Below are 19,684 nucleotides of genomic sequence, written 5' to 3' on the forward strand. Positions count from 1 at the left end.
GTGCAGCACGGGGCGGCAGGCGGTGATCAGGAGGCTCCATCGTTCATCTGGCGTCGCATTTCCCAGGGACGGTGGGACAGGCGGCTCTGACGGGCACGATCGGCCAGTCCACGGTGATGTGGGTGTGCTTCTTGGCGAACAGGTGCGGTTCGTGGTCCGTGTCCGCCGGAGCACGGCCGACTGCCGGGCGGGCGGTGATGAAGGGACAGCGGGCGCCGCGATGATTGCGCTGCCAGTGCTCGACGTGCTCGGCCATCTCCTGCGCGGCGAGGTGACCGTGGTCGCCGTAGCCGTGGACGACGAACTCGTACCGGCCCTCGCCGTCGTCTCCGTCGCCGATGCGCTCATGGGCCAGCCGGGCGAGGGAGGCTCCGCGGACGATCGCGGCGGCGGGCCAGTGCTGGGGCGGAGGGTTGAGGACTTGGTGGTCGTCGTCGGGGTCGACTTCCAGGCGGCAGAAGCCGGGCAGGGCGCCGGCGAGGTAGAGCGTGAGGAGGTCGAAGGGTTCCTGGCCACCGACGGTGATGCTGGTGCGGGTGACGGTCGGCTCTCGGGTGAGGGCGAGGGCGAGTTGGTCGACGGGCAGCGGAGTGCCGTCTTCCCAGAAGAGGCGGACTCCGGCGCCGGGGACGGTGCGGCGGTTCTTGTTCCAGGCGCCGTCGCCCTGTATGGCGACGAAGCCGCAGATGATGAGCGGTTCGTCGCTGTGGAGCGCTCCCTCCCCCTTGGTGAAGCCGATGGCCCAGTGGTAACCGTGCAGGCGCAGCGGCGCGACGAGACGGCCGCCTTCGGCCAGGGCGTCGATCCACGGCAGGTCCCAGGTGTCGACGGTGACCACGATGGCGTCGAATCTGCCCTCCGGCACCACCTTGGAGGGAAGGTGCTCGGCGTCTGCGGTGACTACGCTGACCTGGCTGTATCCGGTCTCGCGCAGGAAGCGGGCGGCTCTTTCGGTGACGACCGGGTCGATGTCGAGGGTGGTGACGTAACCGGTCGGACCGACGAGTTCGGCGATCAACGCGGCGTTGTATCCGCCGGAGCCGATTTCCAGGACGCGGTGGCCGGGCTGGATGCGGGCAACTTCGAGCATGTCGGCTTGCAGCCAGGGCGCGGAGAGGGAGCTGGTGATGGTTCCGTCGCCGCTGTGGCGGGTGGCGACGATGTCGTCGGCGTACGCAGAGGGGAGGGGGACCTCGGGGGCGAAAGCGTGCCGGGGCACGGTTCGGAAGGCGCGCTCGACTGCGGCGGAGCGAATGTGGCTGTTGGCGCGGAGCTGCTCGACGAGTTGGTGGCGAAGCTCGCTCGCGTCGCTGACTTCGGTGGCCGATGAAGTCGTCACGGCATTCCTTCCGGTGTTTCGTCGGACGGTTGAAGCATGGGGGGCAGGGAGGACCGGCAGCGGGTCGGAGCCGGACTGGAGCCGTAACTCGTCGCGGTAGAGGTAGCCCTCCTCTCGAACACTGGCCTCCTGTGGCTCGTCGTCCGGCTCGGTCTCTTTCGGTGGTTTCGGCGGCTGGTCCTGTGCGATGGCCTAGGTCATCGTTCGCCCTGGGACGGTCACTGCGGCAGAGTCGTGAGGTCTAACGACACGGCTGCGATATCGAACACACGTCATTCGGTCGTGCTGGAAAGCCCGCTATTTCCTGCGTGAAGGAACCCTGCAGGCGCGGGATCCCTGACGGGGCTTGGAGCAGCTCCGGGCGGGAAATGGCCGAAACGCCGACACCGCCGCGTGGCGTGGAGCATCCGGCAGCTCCTCCCGGTCGTCCGCTCCTAACGGGGTTCCGGTTCGGTCTTCAGCAGCCTTTCCAGCTCTGCGGAGGCGTGGGCGACCGCGCCCGTCAGCGCCTGGTGGTGGTGGGCGGGCAGGACGCCGGATCCCAGTCCGGCTGCGGCGATCACCGCGTGGAGCGCGTGGGTCGAACCGGCGTCCAGGACGGACGCGGCAAGGGCGTGGTGCAGTACGTCGCGGGCGGCGTAGGCGTCGAGCCGGGCCACCTCGGCGATGGTTTTCGGCAGCGTGTCCGCGCACTGCCCGTCGGGGTCCAGTTCGAGGGCGGTCAGGCCCGCCCGGGTCTGGAACACGGCGGTCGACGGATCGGGAGGGGCGAGGAGCACGGCGGCTTCGTCCAAGGTGTGTTCGAGGTCGGCCCGCGCAACCGGTACGCCGACGGGACGGCAGTGGGCGCGCAGGAGTAGGCCGATGGCGGTCTCCCAGGATTCCGTGGGCTGGGTGGTGTCGATCAGGTCGAGAGCCGGCTGGCTTCGCCCTTGCTCCATCAGGGCCATGACTTTGATCTGGCGGCCGTCGAGGAGACGGTTGCCGATGCCGCGGTGCTGGGCCATGGCGTCGGCTGCCTCGGTCCACCGGCCGATGCGTGTGAGGGCGCGGGCACCGTCCACGAGCAGGGTGACCCACAGCTCCTGGCACACCTGCCGGTGATCGGCCTCGGTGCTGGTCAGCGAGGACAGGTCGACGGTGCGGCCGTCGATCTCCGTCTTTCCTCGTTGACGGGCGGCGTGGTTGAGGCGGGTGAGGAGGTCATAGGCTGCCTCGCCTTGGCCGTCGCGTGTCAGTAACCGGGAGAGGTTGACCAGCGGCATCAGCGACATGACGCCGATCGGCCCGCCCATGCGTCCGGCGTCGGCGAAGACCTGGTGCTGGCTCCAGCACAGATCGGTGGCCAGGTTGGGCAGGCCGACGTCGGAGGCGATGAGTGCGGCGTAGTTGAGGATGCTGCAGGTGCGGGCCACCATGTCGTGGTGGCCCGCACCCGCGGGTGCGACGGTCAGCCCGGTGAGGTGGTTGATGCGCTCTTCCAACGGGAGCGCGGGCGCCTTGGTGCGGCGGACCAGGGGGATGCGGCTGGCTATCGCGGGGATCATCGGCTCAGCCCTTGCGCGCCCAGTCGACGGCGAGTCGGCTGTAGGGCTTGTCGAGGACGAAGCGCGCCTCGTCGACCATCAGCCGGTCACGGGAGTCGGCGACGGCCATCCGGAAGCCCGGCTCGGGGGCGCCGTTGCCGCCGCTGGCGTCCCAGGCGCGGATCTCGGTCACGACGCGCTCGGCGAGGTCGCCTCCGCCCTTGCCGTGGCCGATCACACCGACCTCCCAGTACCGGCCCTTCTCGTCTTCACCTTCACGGATGGTCAGGTAGGCCAGCGACCCGCCGTCGAGGGCAGCCATGGAGCCCCACCCGAAGTGCGGGGTGAACCCGGGGCGTTGGCCGGGCAGTCGGGACAGACCGTTGGGCAGTGCGCAGGCCAGGTACAGGTACAGCCACTCCCACGCCGAGCCCTGCCGGAACTTCACTCCGGTGTAGAGCTTGGTCTGCTGCTCGTCGAGAACCGTGCGCAGCGCTTCGCGGTCGACGTCCTGCTCGCTGAACGTCTCCAGGCGGACGTTGCCCTCGCCGGACATGGGGACGAGGGTGTACACGTCGTCGCAGACGCCCTTGCGGAGCGGGACGAAGGTGGCCATCTCGCAGGAGACAGTCCTCCACGTGTCCCCGTCGCGTTCGAAGGCGAAGGAGCGGGAGATGCTGCCGCGGATGCGCATCGGCAGGACCAGTCGCCCGTCAGGCGCGAGCTGGTCGAGGATCTTGACCGGGACGTCGCCCGCGCCGACCGTGAACTGGATGCGGTCGTAGGGGGCGTGCTCAGGCAGCCCGGCCGCCCCGTCGCCCATCACCGCGGTGGCGTTCTGCACGCCGGCTTCGGCAAGGTGCTTGCTCGCGCCGGCGATGAGGTCCTCGTCGACATCGAGGGTCCACACCTGCCCGCCGGGCGAGACGATCTGGCCGAGGAGGGCGGCGTTGTATCCGGTGGCGGCCCCGGCTTCCAGGACCTTGTGACCGGGCTGGGCGCCGAGCTGTTCGAGCTGGGTGGCGACGACGGACGGCGCGGAGATGCAGGAGATCATCTCCCCGTGCTCGTCGTGCTTGATCGGGACCGCGTCCTCCTTGTACGCGCGCTCAAAGTCGACTCCGGGCAGGAAGGCGTGCCGGTCGGTGGTGCGGAACGCTTCGATGGCCGCCTGGCTGCGAAGGTGGCCGCTGTCGACGAGTCGCTGGGCGAGGGCTTCGCGCAGCTGGTTGGGGTCGTTCACGGGTGTCACGGTGGTCTCCATTCGAAGGAGGTTAGGGTCTGCCGGGGCGGACTTGCGGGGAGACACGTCAGCTCCTTCTCCGGTGGAGAAGGCGACGTGACGGCCGAGCCACGCGGTGGCGGCCTGCGCGTCAACGGGTACGCCCGCGCGGTTAAACGCGAAAATGGCGTGATGGGCGAGGACGCCCCGGATTCCGCGTATCAGCCGGCCGTCGGCGGCGAGCCGGCGCAGGCGGCGGCCGGCGTCCTCGAACGCGGCGACGCGCTCCCCCCAGCCCGCTTCCGGCTGCGGGCGCAGGGCGGCGTCCGCGTTCATCAGCCGCCGCATCGCGGCGACGGCCTTCTCTAGCGCGGGCCCCTGGGGCGGGTTGACGGGGTGCCGCAGGGCGGCCCACCGCGCGTACACGTCCCCGACTTCAAACGGGTCCAGCCCTGTCGCGCGGATCAGGGCGGACAGCAGCATCACGCTGCGCTCGCGGGCGCCGGGCATACCGGTCTCGGCGAGCGCCGCCGGGCTGTCGGCGCAGAACACGTCGTGCGCGACCTCCATACCCTCGGGGCCGCCGAACGCATAGGTCTCCGGCTCGTAGATCCCGCCCGTCCAGCCGGTGATCACACGGTCGGCCACGAGCTGGTCCAGCAGACCGGTGGCGGGCTGTTCGGTGCGCAGGCGCACGCCGGCGTCCTTGCGCAGGAAGTGGAAACGGCGTCCGGAGAGCGCGGTGGCCAGGGCCTGTGCGGCGGTGTGGTGCGGGTCGGGGAACGCCACGGAGGCGTGCCACCAGGAGGTGTCCGGTGGGATGGGCAGGTTCTCGTCGTCGAAGATCATGGGCAGCGAACTCCTTTGTGGGACGGCAAGGGGGTCAGGTGAGCAGGAGGGCACGGGTCCAGCCGGCGGTGCCGGTTTCGTGCAAGGCGAGTTGGGCTCCGGCGCGGCCTTCCAAGAAGCCAGGTTTGGGCAAGTGCTCCCAGTCGGCGGCCAGCCGTCGGTGCAGGTCCTTGACGATCGGCGTGAAGCGGGCGGGCGTGGGGCTGTCGGCGGCGACCGCGCGGGTGAGGGTCAGCAGCCCGGCCCAGCCGTGGCAGAGGGTCGAGTCGCTGATGCGGGCGAGCTGCTGCGGGTCGCTCAGGATGGTCTCGACGGTGTTTTCGGCCGCTTGGCGCCGGGCGGGGTCGCCGAGGGCGAGCGCGGCGAGCTGCTGCGCGCGGGCGATGCCGGGCTGGCCGTAGCACCAGGACTGGCGGGCCGGCTCCGCCTCGGGCGGTTGGTCGACGTCCAGGTGGGCTGCGGTGGACCAGTAGTGGGTGCCGTGCCGGTCGAGCCAGATCGCGAACGTGCCGATGGCCTCCTCCTGGCCGGGGACGCTGATTCCGGCGCGCAGGGCGAGGGAGAGGACAGCCAGGGGCCCCGCGATCCCGTGGGCCATGCCGTTGTTACCGTGCCCGCCAGTCATATCGGTCCCATCGGGGCCGGCCGCCGACCACCACCCCGGCAGCATCCGACCGTCACCGCGGGCGGGTTGAGCGAGCGCGACGAGGCAGGCGAGAACGTCGTGCAGCCGGGGCGCGATGGGGCGGGACAGCAACAGCGCGGCGAGCCCGGTCAGCCCGCGGATGAGGTCCCATTCGGCGAGATGGGGCAGCGCGCCGGCGGCCTGACGGCGGTGGGCGGCGGCGAGCCGGGCGTCCACGACGCGATCGACAGCCGCGCGGACGTCGTCGCCGACCCCGTTAGCGAGGGCCAGAACGAACTCCAGGGCGGGTGCTCCGTGGAAGAGGCTGGCGTTGCTGCCGGTGCTCACGCCCCGGGTGGTGGCCTGGGCGAGGTGACGGCGGGCCGTGGACAGGTCCCGGCGCTCGATGTCGAACAGAGCCATCCCCAGGGCACCCTCGGACAGGTCCTGCGTACGGGGCACGGTCGTCGTCATGAGCGCCTGGCCAGGGGGACGACGATGCTGTGGGCCCGGCCGCCGATCCACCCGTCGGCGTCCAGCGGGGGCGCGTCGTGCAGGGTGGCGATACCGACGGGGCTGGCATCCAGGTGCGCGCGCAGCAGGTCCAGGTCGACGTCGCGGCTGAGGTCAAGGGTGAGGTGCTGGTCGTCCTCCGCCAGGAGTACCTGTTCCGGCACCCGGAACCGGTCCCGCCAGGAATGGAGTTGATCCGCCCACTGCTGCAGCGGTGCGGTGCGGTCAGGCAGTATGCGGCTGCGGATCTTCCACCGGGCGGCGGAGAGGATGGTGCGCCGGTAGGTGAGTGCCGGGGTGAAGGGCAGGGCCCAGGCGGCGCCCCAGTCGAACCAGGTCACCTGCGGGGACGCGGCCCGGCTGACCTCGCCGAGGAAGCGGGCCATCGGGGGGGTGTAGTTGTTCCACAGGAAGTTGATGGCGGTGGGGGCCAGCAGCTCCAGCGGCTTGCCCGTCGCGGTCTCCACCAGCTGGGGGCGGCCGTCGGCGACGGTGACCGACAGGTCGCGGGGGAAGAGGACGTGGGGGTCGGGGCGGCGGAATTCGCCGACGCTGACGACGCGGGGCAGGGCCTGCGGCGCGCGGGTGAGGAGGTCAGCCGGCACACGTCCAGCGTGGAAGGAGAGATGCGCGAGTTCCGCCTCCGGATCGACGGTGGGCAGGTTCGCGTACGCCGCCTCCGTACCCGGCAGTAGGTGCCAGAACCGGCCGGTCATCGATCCGGCCGAGCGGGAGACGGTCAGCACACGCAACCGAAAGTCCCCACGATTCAGAGCCGAGACGGAGGAGGCGTGCACCTGTGTAGCAAGTTCGAGGTGAGGTGCCAGATCGCGGGGCCTCTTGCTGGCCGCGGCTTCCAGTTCCTCGATCATCGCCCCGGTCAGGGCGACAGCGCGGCTGCCTTCGGCGGCGGCGGTGCCGCCCAGCTCCAACAGCAGCCGGTCTCGTCGGGACATCGCCCGGGGCGGTTCGCTCGCCGTGAGGAACCCGGCCGGGAAACCCACGCCCCGGTCAGGATCCGTGGCCACGTCCACCGGCACCATGGTGTTCTCGCCGTAGAGCTCGGTGAATCGCTGGATCCACCGCTGCCATGTCGGTGTTCCGGCCGGGTGGGTGGCCAGGCGGGCCAGGACAGTCCCCGCGGTCTCCAATTCGGCCAGCACCTGCTCGGGCAGCCGCACGCCAGCATCCAGCCGCAGGTCGCACGCTGTCCGCAGGCCAGCTGCCTGAGCGCGAGCCGCGGGCGGCAAGACGTCGGTGGGGTCGGCGACGGTGGCGGGCGCACGCAGCGACGAGCGCAGCACCCGCACCCGCAGCAGTTCACCGAGCATCCGGTCGCGCGCGGTGTCACTCACGGTGGGAAACTCCGCGGCCAGCTTGTCGGACAAGTGGCCGTACGCGATCGGCGATCGGGCCAGATCGAGGACGAGGCGCAGTGCGGGGCTCAGAGCGAGGCGGAACTCGGCGTCGCCCTCGGAGGGCACGTGCATGTGCTGGTCGCGCTGTCGGACCAGGGTGTTGACACAGACCTCCACGTCGGCCATGCGCGCAGCGTCGCTCTCCCAGCTACTGAGCATCTCCTCGAGTCCGGTCGGCTCGGGGCGGGCCACGGCCTGGTGCTCGTCGCCGATGCGAACGGACGCGGTCTTGGCGAAGCCGAGCGGAGCGACGCCGGCGAACAGACCGTAGGGGGTGGAGCGACGTGTGTAGCGGATCGCGTAGCGGGCGGTGGCCAGCGCCGCCCGGCGCATCCGGCGCACCTTCGGCGTGCGGCCGTCGATGATGGCCTGCACTTTCTCCGCCAGGTGGGGGCTCGCCTGCGACACGGTGTGGTGGAAGTCGGGATCGGACCACACCGCGCTCAGCCAAGCGCGCCACTCTTCCACGGGTGCCGTGCGCGTTGGCCAGGGCGGCATGGCGGGCTCGGTCGTGTGGACTGCGGCGCGCAGCATGGCCTGCCCCGCGGCCTCGTACAGGCTTAGCCGTTGCCGTGTCATCAGCGCTTTCCTCATCTTCTCGGCGTGACGGGCGGGGCGGGCCGGACGGGGAGACCCCCGTCCGGCCCGCGCTGCCGGGGTGACCCGGCTTACGAGGTGGTGCAGGCGCTGGGGCAGGAGCTGCCGCAGTTGTCGCCGGTGCCGCACATCAGGACCGTCTCGGTCGCCGGCGTTCCCTCGATGAAGGTGATGTCGAGCCCGAACGGGTCGTCGTCGGTCTTCACGAGGTCGGCCTGCGCGGGAGCGGTCGGCCTTTCGGTCTGGATGGCGGTCATGCTTGCCTCCTGTAAGGGGGTGGATGGTGCGGGGTACCGAGACCCGGTTGGGCCCCGGGGCCTGATGCCAGACGAGCAGGCCGGCGAAGTCGCCTGGTCCAGGGCGTCTGGGGGTCGGGGTGCGGTGCAGTCAGGCTGCTGCAGGCTGCGCCAGCGGGGTGTTCTCGGCGGCGTGGCTCAATACCTGGATGAAGTGCTCGGCCCGCTCGTCGCCCTCGGCCTCCTGGGAGCGAAGGTCACCGAAGTGCTTTCTAGTACTGGCGGCTGACGTCGCTTTCCATGATCCACGCGGCGAAGAGGGGCAGGTGCCCCTTCGGGATCAAGCCGAGACGGTCGCGCAGGCTCAACGTGCAAAGGAGCCGGTTGGCCGACATCAGCCGTATGTACTCCTCGGTCTCCATGTCCTCGGGCTTCCAGATCTCGGCGAGGTCGGGGTTGGTGGAGATCTGCGCCAGCCATTCGATCTGGTTCTTCGCGAGAAGCGCCTCGCTCCGTTCGGCCTGGTGCCGCACGTCCTGCCGGAGCCTCGCGAGGGAGACTGCTGCGCCGGCAGCGAGGACGGCGGTGGTGAGCTTCATACGGCAACGGCCCTTTCAGGTTGGGGGATCGATCAGCGTCGAGTTCCCGAGGCGGGAGGCCCAGAGCTCGGGCCGCGTGGGCGCGTCGGCGGCGAGGGCGGCAACAGCTTCCGCCACCTCGACCTTGCTGGGCAGAAGCTCCGCGTTGGACCACACCGCGCTCAGCTCTTGCGCACCGACGATGTCGACCGCCGACGCGACGAGCACTTGGCCCACCTTGTACGGGCTGACCTTCGGCCTGAGACGGGCAATCTCCTTGCGCTTGGCCACGTCCTCATACCGCTCGGATTTCGGTGCGCTGTCGGCATCGGGCGCGGTGCCGAACAACTTGCGGGTGATGACCTGGTCCGCCTAGCGCGCATGGCCTTCCTCCAGGAAGGACACGCCGTTTCCACGGAGGAGGGTCTTCGGCGTGTGCGCGGTCCAGTCCGCTCGGTGCCGGGACGCACGGTTCTGAGCGTGGTGGACCAATTCGTGCACGATCACCTGGGCGAGGAACTCCGGGTCGGACAGGACACCGGTGTGCTCCAGGGCCTCCGGGACGAGAAGCGTCTGCGATTCGTCGGCTCCCGGGCCCGGCTGGGTGGCACCCATCACCATGACCCCGCCCAGGTCTGCGGAGAGCCGGCGGAACCTGCGGAGCACAACGGTGCCACCCAGTCCGATGAGGGGCCGCTTCCAGAACGGCATCAGCTCTCGGTATGCCCGAATGAGTCGGGCCTTCTCCGCAGCCTGTTCGGACTGCCAGGTCTCCACGGGGACGATCCGGAAGGAGACCAGGCCCGGGAGGTCCAGGCCCGTCGTTGGCTTCACCAGCGGGGCGACCAAGGCCAGAATGCCGCCGATCTGCCTGCGCAGGTCCTCGTGCCGGCCGGTCTCGTCTAACGCCATCACGTCCATCAGAAGCCCATCCAGGTTCGGAGGGCCCCAGCGAACGATGCGCTGTGCGGCTCGATGATCCGACCGTCGGGCAGCAAGGCCCCGGTGTCCTCGAAGAGCAGGACGCCGTTGCAGAGACGAGAGGACCCCACACCGCTGTCCCGGGCGACGACCTTGGCACCCTCGCCGGCTGGCCCGTCAGCGGGCGGACAGGGCGGAGTGTGCGAGCACATGGTTGTCCTTTCTGATTCGCTGCTTTGGACCCTCTCCGGCGCGCGTCGCCCGGGGGCGCGAGGCACCGGAGAGGGGGTTCATGGGGGACGGCGCACGGCGCGCGTTCAGACGTCGTCCTGTCTTCCGCGTCATCGACGCGGAGACCTTGGGTTCTTGCCATTCCGTCGAGGTCCCGCTTCGTCATGCGGCCCCCGCGAGCACGACGGTCGGAGTGTCGTCGGCAACGTGGCAAGGCGTGTACCGGCGGCGCACTGCCTCCAGAGCGACGGCGATTGGCGGCAGCCCGACGGCGGCCCTGCGCTCGTCCAGCGACTCCGGTGCGCGCAGCGGACACAGCGTGACGCCCTCGGGATTCAGCAGGAGCTGGGTTCCGTACTCCTGGACGCGCCCGTTGGTGATGAGGGCGCGGTCGTGCAGGTGCGCCCAGTGGTCGATGCGCGCGTCGCCGGCCTGAGCCGCTCGCTCCAGCAGGATGGTGGCGGCGCGTTGGAAGTCGGGTTCGTCGTCGCTGTGCAGGGCGATGCTCCACGCGGCGCGGGCGGCATCGGGGCCGACGAGACGATGGCCGGGCCAGTCATGCTCGGCCAGGATGCGGCGCAGCACCTTGGTGTCAGCGTGGTCGGAGTGTCGGCTTTGACCGAGTCGGACGGCGTCGAGATGGTTGCGCACGCGTGCCGCCCGGTACGTTGCCGCCTTCGTGGCTCGGTCGATGAGTTCGCGGGCGAGGTCCGGCCGCAGCGGTTCGGCGGCCGTCACGTGATGCTCCGGCTGTCAGCGGCGGACTGCGGCTTGTGGACCCGGCAGCCGATGAGTGCGGTTAGGCCAGGCCGCTGCTCGGCGATGAGTTCGAGGCGAGCGACTGGCTCGCCGTGCTGCCCGGTGCCCGATCCCCGTAGGTTCCAGCCAATGTCGATGAGCCGACGCAGGAAGGGGGCGATCGGATCAGCGTAGAGGGGGTGGCGGGCGAGGGCCTCGGCATGCACGAGCGGGAGTCCGAGTCTCGCGGCGAAGTCGGAGGCCCACAGGGTGATCAGCTGGACGGTGTTCTCGGCGTGGTCGGGCAGGGTGTGGAAGCAGCTCAGAAAGAGGCACGGACCTCGTCCCCATCCGAGGTCGGGTGCGCGGTGCGGGATCATGCAGGCCAGCAGCAGCCCGTCCTCGAACAGGCCGGCGGGCACGGCCTGCGGGTCGCGGAACAGAGCCGGTATATCGGCTCGGGCGGGCACCGGCAGGCCGCGCATAGTGAGCCAGCGTTGACGGTCCTGGACGAGTGCGACGGCCTCGTCTCGCTCGGCGTCCGTGCTCAGAGTGCGCATCTCGTACACGGTTGCCGCCGGTGCGGGCTGGCCCAGAGGCGTGGGAGACGGCTCGGTGAACGGCGCGGCGGGTGACGTGTTCACCGGACGGCCCCGCTCTCCACCGCGCCGGTCGGCCTGGCGCCCAGCAGGCCCCACGCGTGGGCCAGTACGACGAGCTGGATGACGTCATCGGTGCCCGTCTCGTCGAGTAGTTCATCGAGTGCGGACCGGAGGTCGGCGGGGGCGATCTTGGCGGCGAGGGCGACGTCGCGGGGAGCGCTGTGCTCAGCGACCGCCTTCAGCAGCAACTCCTGCGCCTCGTTGAGAGCCGGCGTTGGCCGCTCCGTTGTGGGCTGGGTGACCTGTTCGGCGGCCAGCACGAAGTGGACGAGCACCTGCGGCTTGCAGCGGGGCGGGCAGTTGAGGCTCTGCCGAATTCCTCGGACGTAATGGCGGACCGTCTCAAGCGACAGGCCGTTCCCGGCGGCGATCTCTCGGGTGGAGAGACCTTCCACGAGGCACTGAGCGACTCGCTGCTGAGCAGGCTTCAGCGGTTCGATCGGCGCGCTGGTCGTCATGGACAGGGTCACGGGCGTCTCTTTCTCAGCTGGGCTGACGGTCTCGGAAGGGGTGCCGCCGGTCCCCGCGGGGGACGGGGCCGGCGGCACGGGCCCGTGCGCGGCGGTTGGGATTCCACGGGGTGCCGCGCACGGGGGTTTCATGCGGCCGTGGGGTCGGGCTGCGCCCCGGCGGCATCGGCGGCCAGGCGTTCGGACCACTGGATGTGGTCCTCGTCGAACGCGGCGTCCGCGAGGCGTATTCGTTGGACTTCACCGGTTCCGGCCGGCGGATAGGTGTGCTGGATGTCGCGCCACAGGCGCTGGAGGACGTAGTCGCAGTTCAGGGCCTGGGCGCCGTGCAGCTCCATGGCGTCCTGGGCTGACGTTATGGCCCACTGGTGGCCCAGGTACTTCGCGTTGATCAGGTCGGCGTCGCAGGACAGGCCCTGGTCGAGAAGGTGCACGGACTGGTAGGCGAGGATTCGGCCGGCGCGCAGGCGGGCCTCCATGTCACCGATGCGGTCCCGCAGGACCGGCAGATCGGACAGGGCGCCCCGGTAGCGGGGGCGTGCCTTGAGGCGAGCGGTCGTGGTGGCCACGACCGCTTCGTGAATCCCGAGGCTGACCGCGGCCAGGTTGGGCCGGCCGTACAAGATGCTGCTGCTCTGGGCCACGCTCAGCCCTTGGCCGATCTCTCCGACCATGTTGTCCGCGGGGACGCGGACATGGTCGAGGTCGAGGCGGCCGACGGAGAAGCCGTGCAGGCCGAGGCCGGGGCGGTGGTCGGCGACGGTGAGCCCGTGGCGGTCGGACTCGACCATGAACGCGGTTAGCGCCTGAGAGGTACGCATGCCCGTCTTGGAGGTCCGGGCGAGGACGAGGTGGGCTCCCGCGAGGTGGCTGTTGCCGATGTGAGCCTTGCTGCCGGTGATCACCCACTGGTTGCCGGTGCGCTTGGCGGTGGTCTCGATGCCGCCGATGTGCCCGCCGGCGGTCGGTTCGGTCACCGCGATTGACAAGAGCAGCGAACCGTCCGCCACCCCGGGTAGCCAGCGGCCCTGCTGCTCAACGGTGGCGAAGTGCAGCAAGGCGCCGACGGGGATCAAGGTGGCCTGCAGGATGGCCGCGGCAGCCGCCGAGACGCAGCCGATGCGGTGGATCAGGACCGTCTTGGCCACATGGCCGGCGGCCAGACCCCCGAAGGCAGACGGGACGGTGACGGCGAACCAGCCCCGTGCGGCCATCAGATCGGCGACCTTGCGCTCCACCCTGCCCGGAGCGGCTTCCATCCGCACGGCGCGCGGTGCGACGTGCTCGGCCGCGAAGGCGTCCGCCTCATCCCACAGCAGTTCGTGGCGGGCGGTGAGATAGGGCCGCAGCGCCGGAGGCGGTGTGGCGGGTGTGGCGGGCATGGTCGTCTCCCTCTCCCTGGGTAAAGTTCGCGCGGTGGAGCGGCCGGGGATCGCTAGCGGCTCCCGGGTGGGGGTGGCGTAACGGGTCTAGCGGCCGGGCGCGGGGGCGATGTGGTCCATCACCTGGGCGCCGGCGCTGATGACGATGTCTCTGAGCCGTCGGGCCTCGCTCAAGGGCCGCTTCTCGGGGTCGATGACGCAGACCGTTCCCAGCACCGTCCCGCTGCTGTCGTGGATGAGCGGTGCCCCGAAGTAGGAGCGGATCCCGACCGCGTCGACCACCTGGTTACCGCTGAAGCGCGGGCTGGCGTGCACGTCGTATAGCGGGAGGGCCTTCTTGCGCGCCACGACCTCCGGGCACCAGCCGTGGTCGTGGTTCATGGTGCGGCCGACGATGACGTACCCGCTGTCCGCCGGCGGCTGGTGCAGCCCGACGAAGGTCTGCTTCTCCAGGAACAGATTGACGAACCCGTACAGGAACCCGGCCTTCTCCGCCATGTCCTGGGCCAGCTCGTCGAAGTCCTGGCTGGCGGCGGTGGACACGCCCAGGCGCTCCAGCAGCTCGTACCGCTGGCCCAGTTCGATCGCCCGGTGGGCCGGCGGGGGACCGGCGACGCTGTGTCCGGACGGCATGGACGGGCCGTGAGGACCATTGCGGATGCCTCGTTGCGGTAAGGAAAGGACGGCTGGGCCGGTTTGTGTCGCGAGTTGGGGGCCGTCGGGCTGGTATGACATCAGGCGTCCTGGAGGGTCGTGGATGAGGGGCGAGCGGGATCTTGCGGTGCGTTCTTCAGGGCGTGGCCGACCAGGGTCAGCAGCACACCGGCGACATGGCGCGGGTTTCGGGCGTCGCAGATGACGACCGGTACGGAGGCGTGCAGTTCGAGGGCGGCGCGGACCTGGTCGGGGTGGTAGCGGTGGGCTCCGTCGAAGTGGTTCACGGCGACTACGAAGGGCAGGCGGATGTCCTCGAAGAAGCTGACGGCGGCGAAACTGCTGGCCAGGCGACGGGTGTCGACCAGGACGACCGCGCCGACGGCTCCGCGGGAAAGGTCGTCCCATAGGCCCCCGAACCGGTCCTGGCCGGGTGTGCCGAACAGAAACAGCTCCAGCGGCACGGGCTCGGGCAGACTGAGGCGGCCGAAGTCGAAGGCGACCGTGGTGGTCTGCTTCGCCTCGACCCCGTCCAGGCTGTCCACGTCCGCGCTCGCCTCGGTCAGGTACTCCTCCGTACTCAGCGGCGTGATCTCGCTAACGGCTCCCACGGCGGTGGTCTTGCCGACGCCGAAGCCCCCGGCAATCACGACCTTCAGCACGGTCGGTGCGCCGGCCTCCGGATGCGACGGAGTCCGCGTCACCACGGGCGGATCATCCGGCCTGCGGGTAGGCGACGGCATCGGGCCACTTCCTTTTCAGGCCCGCCGCGAGGGCAGCCAGTAGATGAGAGTTGGGGCGTTTGTCTGCATCGGAGGCGGCATAGGCATCGGTGACGGAGATGACCAGGGCGTGGACGTCAAGGAGGTCCGAAACGAGGATCTTGACGGCGGTGACGGGGCGGCCGAGCCGTCCCGCGAGCTCGGCCACCGAACGGCGGTGCTCCCCGCACAAGGCGACGATCTCTTCGCACTCCTCGACCTGACCGGGGCCAGGTCGTCCAGGTCCGGCGTCCAGCACCGTGTCCATGCCCAGCAGATGCCGCGGCCTGGTGCGCCCGCGCGTCAGCGTGTAGGTCCGGACGAACACCGTTTCCTCGGCCGCGTCGCCGTCGGGGCTCACCGGACCTCCTCACCCGTGCCGACTCGGACGGGGATCTGCATGAAGGGGGCGAATTTCTGGAGCAGTCGCCCCATCTCGAACCCGACGGTGCCGGCGTCGGCGTCCGTCGCGGCGATGACGGCGAGGACCGTATCCACCAGACCACGTTCGTTGCTGGGATGGCCTCCGAAGGCCGCGCTCTGACCGGCGCTCTGGACGAAGAACAGGCAGTCGTCGCGCTCGATCATGACCTGCCTGGCCGGCCGCTTCTGGTGGCTGGGGCCGGTGATGTTCGACGCGATGGAGGCCACACCGCTGAGCGCGGCCGACAACTCGTCCGCCCAGTCCTTGTTGACCTCGCTGTCCAGCAGCCGCAGCCCGTCCCGCGACAGCAGGACGGTGTGCGTGACGCCCGGAACGTCGGCGACGAAGTGCCGCAGCAGCCAGGCCATGTCCTCCCGCTGATGGCTCGCGGTCGCCGCAGAGGCGACCGCGTCTCCGGTCGTAACGGGGCTCATCTCAGGGTGGGCGCTCATGGGTATCGCTCCAGAAGGGGGGAAGGGCCAGCGGATACGTCCGGGCCGAGGGGAGGGATGACCGTCAGTGTCTGGGCTGGCCGGTCGCATCGGGGGCCGAGCTCGTGCTGCCGCCGGACTCGATGCCGTTGCGGAAGGCGCCTGCGAGTCCTGGCCTCGCGGCCGTCGCCGGGGCTTGTTCCCGTTCGCGTGGCGGGCGGAGTGTGCCGGGCTGCCGCGTACGCCGAGGAAGATCGGGCGCAGAGGCAGACTGCTCCGCCTTTCCGGCCAGCGGTGCTTCCGCGGCGATCGGACGACTCGCCCGGTCAGTTGACGGGTTGGCCATCGCGGAGGGGGGCTGCAGAGGTGGCAGCGCGTCAGGGCGGATCTCCTGGTGGCTGCCGCCCGCACCATCGATGGGGGCAAGGGTTACGAGGAGCCGGGCTGGAATCACGACCAGAGCCGTAGTGCCTCCCGTTACGTTCTCCTGGAGGACGACGGACAGCCCATGCGATTGGGCGATCTTCGCGGCCACCAGCAAGCCGAGCTGTCCGGCTCGCACCTGGCCGCTGACATCAACCTCGTCGGGGTCTTGGAGCAGACGGTTCATCTGCGCACGGGCCTCCGCATGCATGGGGATGGCTCGGTCCTCGACCTCGACCGCCAGCCCGCTGGGCACCTGCTGGGCCCGCACCCACACCTTCGTCGCCGGATCGGAGCACTCGCAGGCGTTCTCGATCAGCTCGGCCACCAGGTGCGTCAGATCCGGGCCCACGTGTCCCGGAAGACCAAGCTGGGCTCCCACGGAACCGGCTGCCACAACAACGCGCGGGTACTGCACCACCTCGGATACTGCACCGCGGAGCGTGGTCGTGACGGGAACCGGCCGGCGCACGCTGCGCAGGGACTGCCCGCCCAGCACCGCCGTGCTCTCGACCTGGCGACGCATCCGCGTCACGAGGTGGTCGATCTCGAAGATCTTCGACAGCAGCTCCGGGTCGTCGGTCAGCATCTCCAGCTGGCTGAGCGCCGTCAGGGCCTTCCCGACCAGGGTGTGCTCCCGCATGGCCAGGCGGCTCAGCACTTCAAGAAGGACGACGGACTGGGACTCGTCGTGCACGCGTATGAGCGCGGCGACGGCGTGCACCTGGAGTGCACTCAATACCGTGTCGACCTCGGCGTTCGGACTGGCCGGCTGTGGCGTTGACATGTCCGGCAACGGCGGCCGTGCTCCTCGGCACAGCTCGTCCGCCGACCACGCCACCGACTTCTCTACGGCCGCCGCAGCTCCCGTGAGGGCGGTCAGCACCGCTGCTCGCCGTTCCTCGGCGCCTGCCTGCACGGCACCGGCGGCCGTTCGCGCTCCACGGTCTGCGACCCATGCGACTGCGACGAGTCCGACGACAAGGCCGACGAAGAGGAGGCCGGGAGCCACCGTGGAGAGCGACCAGGCGGCGAAGACGGCGCCCAGCAGTGCCGCAAGTAGCAGCAGGGGCCGTGCCACGGCACGACGGACACAGCGCATAGTGAGGGAGTCGATCTGCGGAGGCCGCCGTCTGCGGTGGCCGGTCGCAGCCAGCCGACTCGGGAACGCGGTGTCGATCATGGATAACCTCAACGGTGTTGGCTCACAGGGGGATTGGACCTTGACGTTCATCCAGGACGCACATTCTCGGGTTCGGTCTTCATGTCACCGATCAGGCAGTACTGCTCGATACGCGGAAGGCGAGCCATTGTGTGGATCTCCGTAGACCCCGCGAACCGGGGATGGCTTCGGGGCCGCGACAGCGGCCGGGAACGGTAGAGGAGGAAGGGCGAGGTGGCCGCCTGTGCGGGGAGGTCCGGTTCAGCCCCTGTACGGAGTCCTCGTCCTGGGGAGCGGCGTGGCCGGTTGCTCGGCCGCTGCGGAGCATCAGCCACGCCATCGGGCTGAGAACCACCGCGATCAGAACTGCCCCGATGACGGTCATGCTCGGGGCACCGACGCGGCCAGAAGAAGGCAGGCGAAGGCGACAGCGAAGACGGAACCGCGCAGAACGTTGAGCTGCGGTTTCCACCAACGCCGTCTCTGCACCGGATTCGTGGGGGCAACACCGTGGGCTTTCACGGTCGCGACAAGTGCCTGGGTTGCCTCGGCCAGCTGCACCAGATGCACCCTGCTGGCCACGTAGCCGACCGGGATGCTTGCCGAAGCGAGCTGCTGCGCACTGTGCAGCGCAGACGTTCCCGGCGGTACGACGGCCCCGAGTTGGCTGATTTGACCGCGAAGACGCTGCGCGAGTTCCTCCACATCGCCGACGCTCTCCGGCAACGGCGAGTCCTCGTCCAGCACGAGCGCCACCATCTCCGCCGCAGTTACTGGTTGATCTCGCTGGACATCGACCGGCCGCATGGCGAAGTGGTGATCTTGCCTGTCACGGCCATCGCGACAGGTTGCCCGATGTCGGACCAGCGAGAGACGCATGAGACAACTCCTGTCTGGATCAAGCCAATTTGAATGAGATTTGCTGTGGAAGGCTGACGGGTGGCGTGCAAACTGCGTTATCCCGCCGCTACGTTGAGCAAACCGTGGATCCCCGCCAAGGGGTATGCATGCACGCCCGCCAAGGCCGCCAAAGGCGCCAAAGATCATTTCGGAACCGAGGGGCAGTCCGTGGCCCGTGAACGAAACGTCGCCCTCGCCGCACTTCTGCGGGAAGCGGGCTGGTCCCAACCTCAAGCAGCTGGTGCGGTCGCCCGAGTGGCCGCGGAGAGCGGCGTACGGGAGCTGGAGGCCGTTTCCCGCTCGCACATCTCCATGTGGGTCCTGGGCACGATTCCCAGCGGAAGAGCGCGGCATATCCTGCGTGAGACGCTGTCCCGCAGGCTTGGCCGCCCCCTCACCCTGGCGGACCTCGGGCTGGAGGAAGAGCCGACAGGTCCGACCGGCAGCAGTTCCGACTGGAGCGTCGACCCTCTGACAGTGCTGGCCGAGCTGGGAAGCGACGATCTGGACATGCACCGACGCAAGCTGCTGGCGACCGCCGCGTACTCCGCCGCCGGCCTCGCCCTGCCCGCCGCCTCTTGGTGGGCAGCCGCACCGGCCGCGGCAGCCAGGCGCACAGCAGTCTCCCCTCGCCTGGTGACCCAGGCAGACATCGACGACGTCCGTAACCTCACGACCTTCTACTCCGCGCGTGACCAGCAGCGCGGTGGAGCCTCCGGGCGCTCGGCTTTGGCCGGCCACCTTCGCGACGAAGCAGTCCCCCTGCTCGGAAGCCGATTCCGTACGGAACGAGACCGAGGGGACACGTACTCCGCTGTCGCGGAAATGGTCTATCTCGCTGGCTGGATGGCCTTCGATGCCTCCGAGCACCGCACAGCGCAGCGCTACCTCACCCTCGCGGCCGGTATCGCGGCGGAAGCCGGAGACGGACCGCTCGGTGGCCATATCCTGCGCGCCCTCGCACACCAAGCAGTGGACCTCGGGCACTCGCGCAGGGCACTCGCCCTGGCCGACGCCTCCATGTCCCGCGACCGCTACGGCCAGGCCAGCCACCGCGAGAAAGCACTGCTCGCGATCGTCTACGCCAGAGCGCTCGCGTCCGACGGCGACCGGCCCGGCACCCTCGCGGCCATCAGCCTCGCGGAGCGGGATCTCTCCCGCGCCGACAACGACGAAGCACCGGGCCGCGTGGGCTTCTTTCAGGAAGCCTCCCTTGCCCACGAGACCGCTTGCGCTCTGCGCGACTTGGGCCAGCCGCTGGACGCGGAGATCCACTTCCAGCGCAGTGTTGCCACTCGCCGTCAGCAGCAGTTCGCCCGTACTCACAGTGTGACCCTCGGCTACCTCGGCGCAGTCCAGGTCCAGCAGGGGCGCCTTGATGAGGCGTGCGCCACCTGGGATCAAGCGCTCGACGCCATGGCTGGCGTCCACTCTGGGCGCGCGCGTGACGTCATGGTTCGGATACAGAGCGATCTCTCCCCCGTTCGGCACCGAGGCGGTCGTCACGTAACCGAACTGGACCGTCGGGCCCGGGAGATGTTGCGGGCCATAGGGTGATCGTGGAGAGGGGCCGTCGTTTCGCGAGACGGCTACGGAATGCGTGACTTTGAGGGAAGGGAACG

21 protein-coding genes are annotated in these 19,684 nt (G+C 69.8%); 1 reads left to right on the plus strand and 20 read right to left on the minus strand.

The window, feature by feature from the left end:
* Positions 1-43: 43 nt before the first annotated feature.
* From fxlM (ACFWRV_RS02335) to ACFWRV_RS02430, 20 genes are all read right to left on the minus strand, one after another.
* Positions 44-1,339: a methyltransferase, FxLD system gene (gene fxlM / locus ACFWRV_RS02335; RefSeq protein WP_384327000.1), complete on the minus strand. Its 1,296-nt coding sequence runs from the start codon at positions 1,337-1,339 to the stop codon at positions 44-46.
* A 434-nt stretch (positions 1,340-1,773) separates the two neighbouring features.
* A complete protein-coding gene (locus ACFWRV_RS02340; RefSeq protein WP_384327002.1) occupies positions 1,774-2,886 on the minus strand; it encodes a hypothetical protein in 1,113 nt (370 codons plus the stop codon).
* Between the two features lie 4 nt (positions 2,887-2,890).
* Positions 2,891-4,936, minus strand: coding sequence for a methyltransferase, FxLD system (gene fxlM, locus ACFWRV_RS02345; protein ID WP_384327003.1), 2,046 nt, complete (start codon positions 4,934-4,936; stop codon positions 2,891-2,893).
* 34 nt (positions 4,937-4,970) lie between these two features.
* Positions 4,971-6,035: a lanthionine synthetase C family protein gene (locus tag ACFWRV_RS02350; RefSeq protein ID WP_384327005.1), complete on the minus strand. Its 1,065-nt coding sequence runs from the start codon at positions 6,033-6,035 to the stop codon at positions 4,971-4,973.
* The gene (locus tag ACFWRV_RS02355) at positions 6,032-8,071 is read right to left on the minus strand and encodes a lantibiotic dehydratase family protein (protein ID WP_384327006.1); all 2,040 of its coding nucleotides are present in this window, start codon (positions 8,069-8,071) and stop codon (positions 6,032-6,034) included. Before ACFWRV_RS02355 ends, ACFWRV_RS02350 begins: the two co-directional genes overlap by 4 nt.
* 89 nt (positions 8,072-8,160) lie before the next feature.
* Positions 8,161-8,346, minus strand: coding sequence for an FxLD family lanthipeptide (locus ACFWRV_RS02360; protein WP_384327008.1), 186 nt, complete (start codon positions 8,344-8,346; stop codon positions 8,161-8,163).
* A gap of 251 nt (positions 8,347-8,597) precedes the next feature.
* Complete coding sequence (locus tag ACFWRV_RS02365; protein ID WP_384327010.1) at positions 8,598-8,924, minus strand: DUF6082 family protein; 327 nt, start codon at positions 8,922-8,924, stop codon at positions 8,598-8,600.
* Between the two features lie 15 nt (positions 8,925-8,939).
* Positions 8,940-9,251 carry a hypothetical protein gene (locus ACFWRV_RS02370; RefSeq protein WP_384327012.1) on the minus strand — a complete coding sequence of 104 codons (312 nt, stop codon included), beginning with the start codon at positions 9,249-9,251 and terminating at the stop codon, positions 8,940-8,942.
* 24 nt (positions 9,252-9,275) lie between these two features.
* Positions 9,276-9,815 carry a hypothetical protein gene (locus ACFWRV_RS02375; RefSeq protein WP_384327014.1) on the minus strand — a complete coding sequence of 180 codons (540 nt, stop codon included), beginning with the start codon at positions 9,813-9,815 and terminating at the stop codon, positions 9,276-9,278.
* Positions 9,816-9,823: 8 nt separating this feature from the next.
* Entirely contained in the window at positions 9,824-10,036 is a 213-nt protein-coding gene (locus ACFWRV_RS02380) for a DUF5999 family protein (protein ID WP_384327016.1), read from the minus strand.
* A gap of 181 nt (positions 10,037-10,217) precedes the next feature.
* Positions 10,218-10,793 carry a DUF6624 domain-containing protein gene (locus ACFWRV_RS02385; protein WP_384327018.1) on the minus strand — a complete coding sequence of 192 codons (576 nt, stop codon included), beginning with the start codon at positions 10,791-10,793 and terminating at the stop codon, positions 10,218-10,220.
* Positions 10,790-11,362 carry a hypothetical protein gene (locus tag ACFWRV_RS02390; RefSeq protein WP_384327261.1) on the minus strand — a complete coding sequence of 191 codons (573 nt, stop codon included), beginning with the start codon at positions 11,360-11,362 and terminating at the stop codon, positions 10,790-10,792. Before ACFWRV_RS02390 ends, ACFWRV_RS02385 begins: the two co-directional genes overlap by 4 nt.
* Positions 11,363-11,433: 71 nt before the next feature.
* A complete protein-coding gene (locus tag ACFWRV_RS02395; RefSeq protein WP_384327019.1) occupies positions 11,434-11,925 on the minus strand; it encodes a LuxR C-terminal-related transcriptional regulator in 492 nt (163 codons plus the stop codon).
* Between the two features lie 128 nt (positions 11,926-12,053).
* A complete protein-coding gene (locus ACFWRV_RS02400; protein ID WP_384327021.1) occupies positions 12,054-13,307 on the minus strand; it encodes an acyl-CoA dehydrogenase family protein in 1,254 nt (417 codons plus the stop codon).
* Between the two features lie 87 nt (positions 13,308-13,394).
* The gene (locus ACFWRV_RS02405) at positions 13,395-13,940 is read right to left on the minus strand and encodes a GAF domain-containing protein (protein ID WP_384327023.1); all 546 of its coding nucleotides are present in this window, start codon (positions 13,938-13,940) and stop codon (positions 13,395-13,397) included.
* A gap of 101 nt (positions 13,941-14,041) precedes the next feature.
* Positions 14,042-14,668: an ATP/GTP-binding protein gene (locus ACFWRV_RS02410; RefSeq protein ID WP_384327024.1), complete on the minus strand. Its 627-nt coding sequence runs from the start codon at positions 14,666-14,668 to the stop codon at positions 14,042-14,044.
* A gap of 7 nt (positions 14,669-14,675) precedes the next feature.
* Positions 14,676-15,083, minus strand: a complete 408-nt coding sequence (locus tag ACFWRV_RS02415; RefSeq protein WP_384327026.1) for a DUF742 domain-containing protein — start codon at positions 15,081-15,083, stop codon at positions 14,676-14,678.
* The gene (locus ACFWRV_RS02420; RefSeq protein ID WP_384327028.1) at positions 15,080-15,598 is read right to left on the minus strand and encodes a roadblock/LC7 domain-containing protein; all 519 of its coding nucleotides are present in this window, start codon (positions 15,596-15,598) and stop codon (positions 15,080-15,082) included. The genes ACFWRV_RS02415 and ACFWRV_RS02420 overlap by 4 nt, the downstream gene beginning before the upstream one ends.
* Positions 15,599-15,662: 64 nt before the next feature.
* Complete coding sequence (locus tag ACFWRV_RS02425; RefSeq protein WP_384327030.1) at positions 15,663-17,183, minus strand: sensor histidine kinase; 1,521 nt, start codon at positions 17,181-17,183, stop codon at positions 15,663-15,665.
* Between the two features lie 360 nt (positions 17,184-17,543).
* Positions 17,544-18,041, minus strand: a complete 498-nt coding sequence (locus ACFWRV_RS02430) for a DUF6415 family natural product biosynthesis protein (protein ID WP_384327032.1) — start codon at positions 18,039-18,041, stop codon at positions 17,544-17,546.
* A gap of 333 nt (positions 18,042-18,374) precedes the next feature.
* On the opposite strand from ACFWRV_RS02430, the gene ACFWRV_RS02435 reads away from it, so the two are divergent.
* Positions 18,375-19,619 carry a Tat pathway signal protein gene (locus ACFWRV_RS02435; RefSeq protein WP_384327264.1) on the plus strand — a complete coding sequence of 415 codons (1,245 nt, stop codon included), beginning with the start codon at positions 18,375-18,377 and terminating at the stop codon, positions 19,617-19,619.
* Positions 19,620-19,684 lie beyond the last annotated feature (65 nt).

Origin of the sequence: Streptomyces sp. NPDC058576 (assembly GCF_042718715.1) — a bacterium.
In the GTDB taxonomy this organism is placed as follows: domain Bacteria; phylum Actinomycetota; class Actinomycetes; order Streptomycetales; family Streptomycetaceae; genus Streptomyces.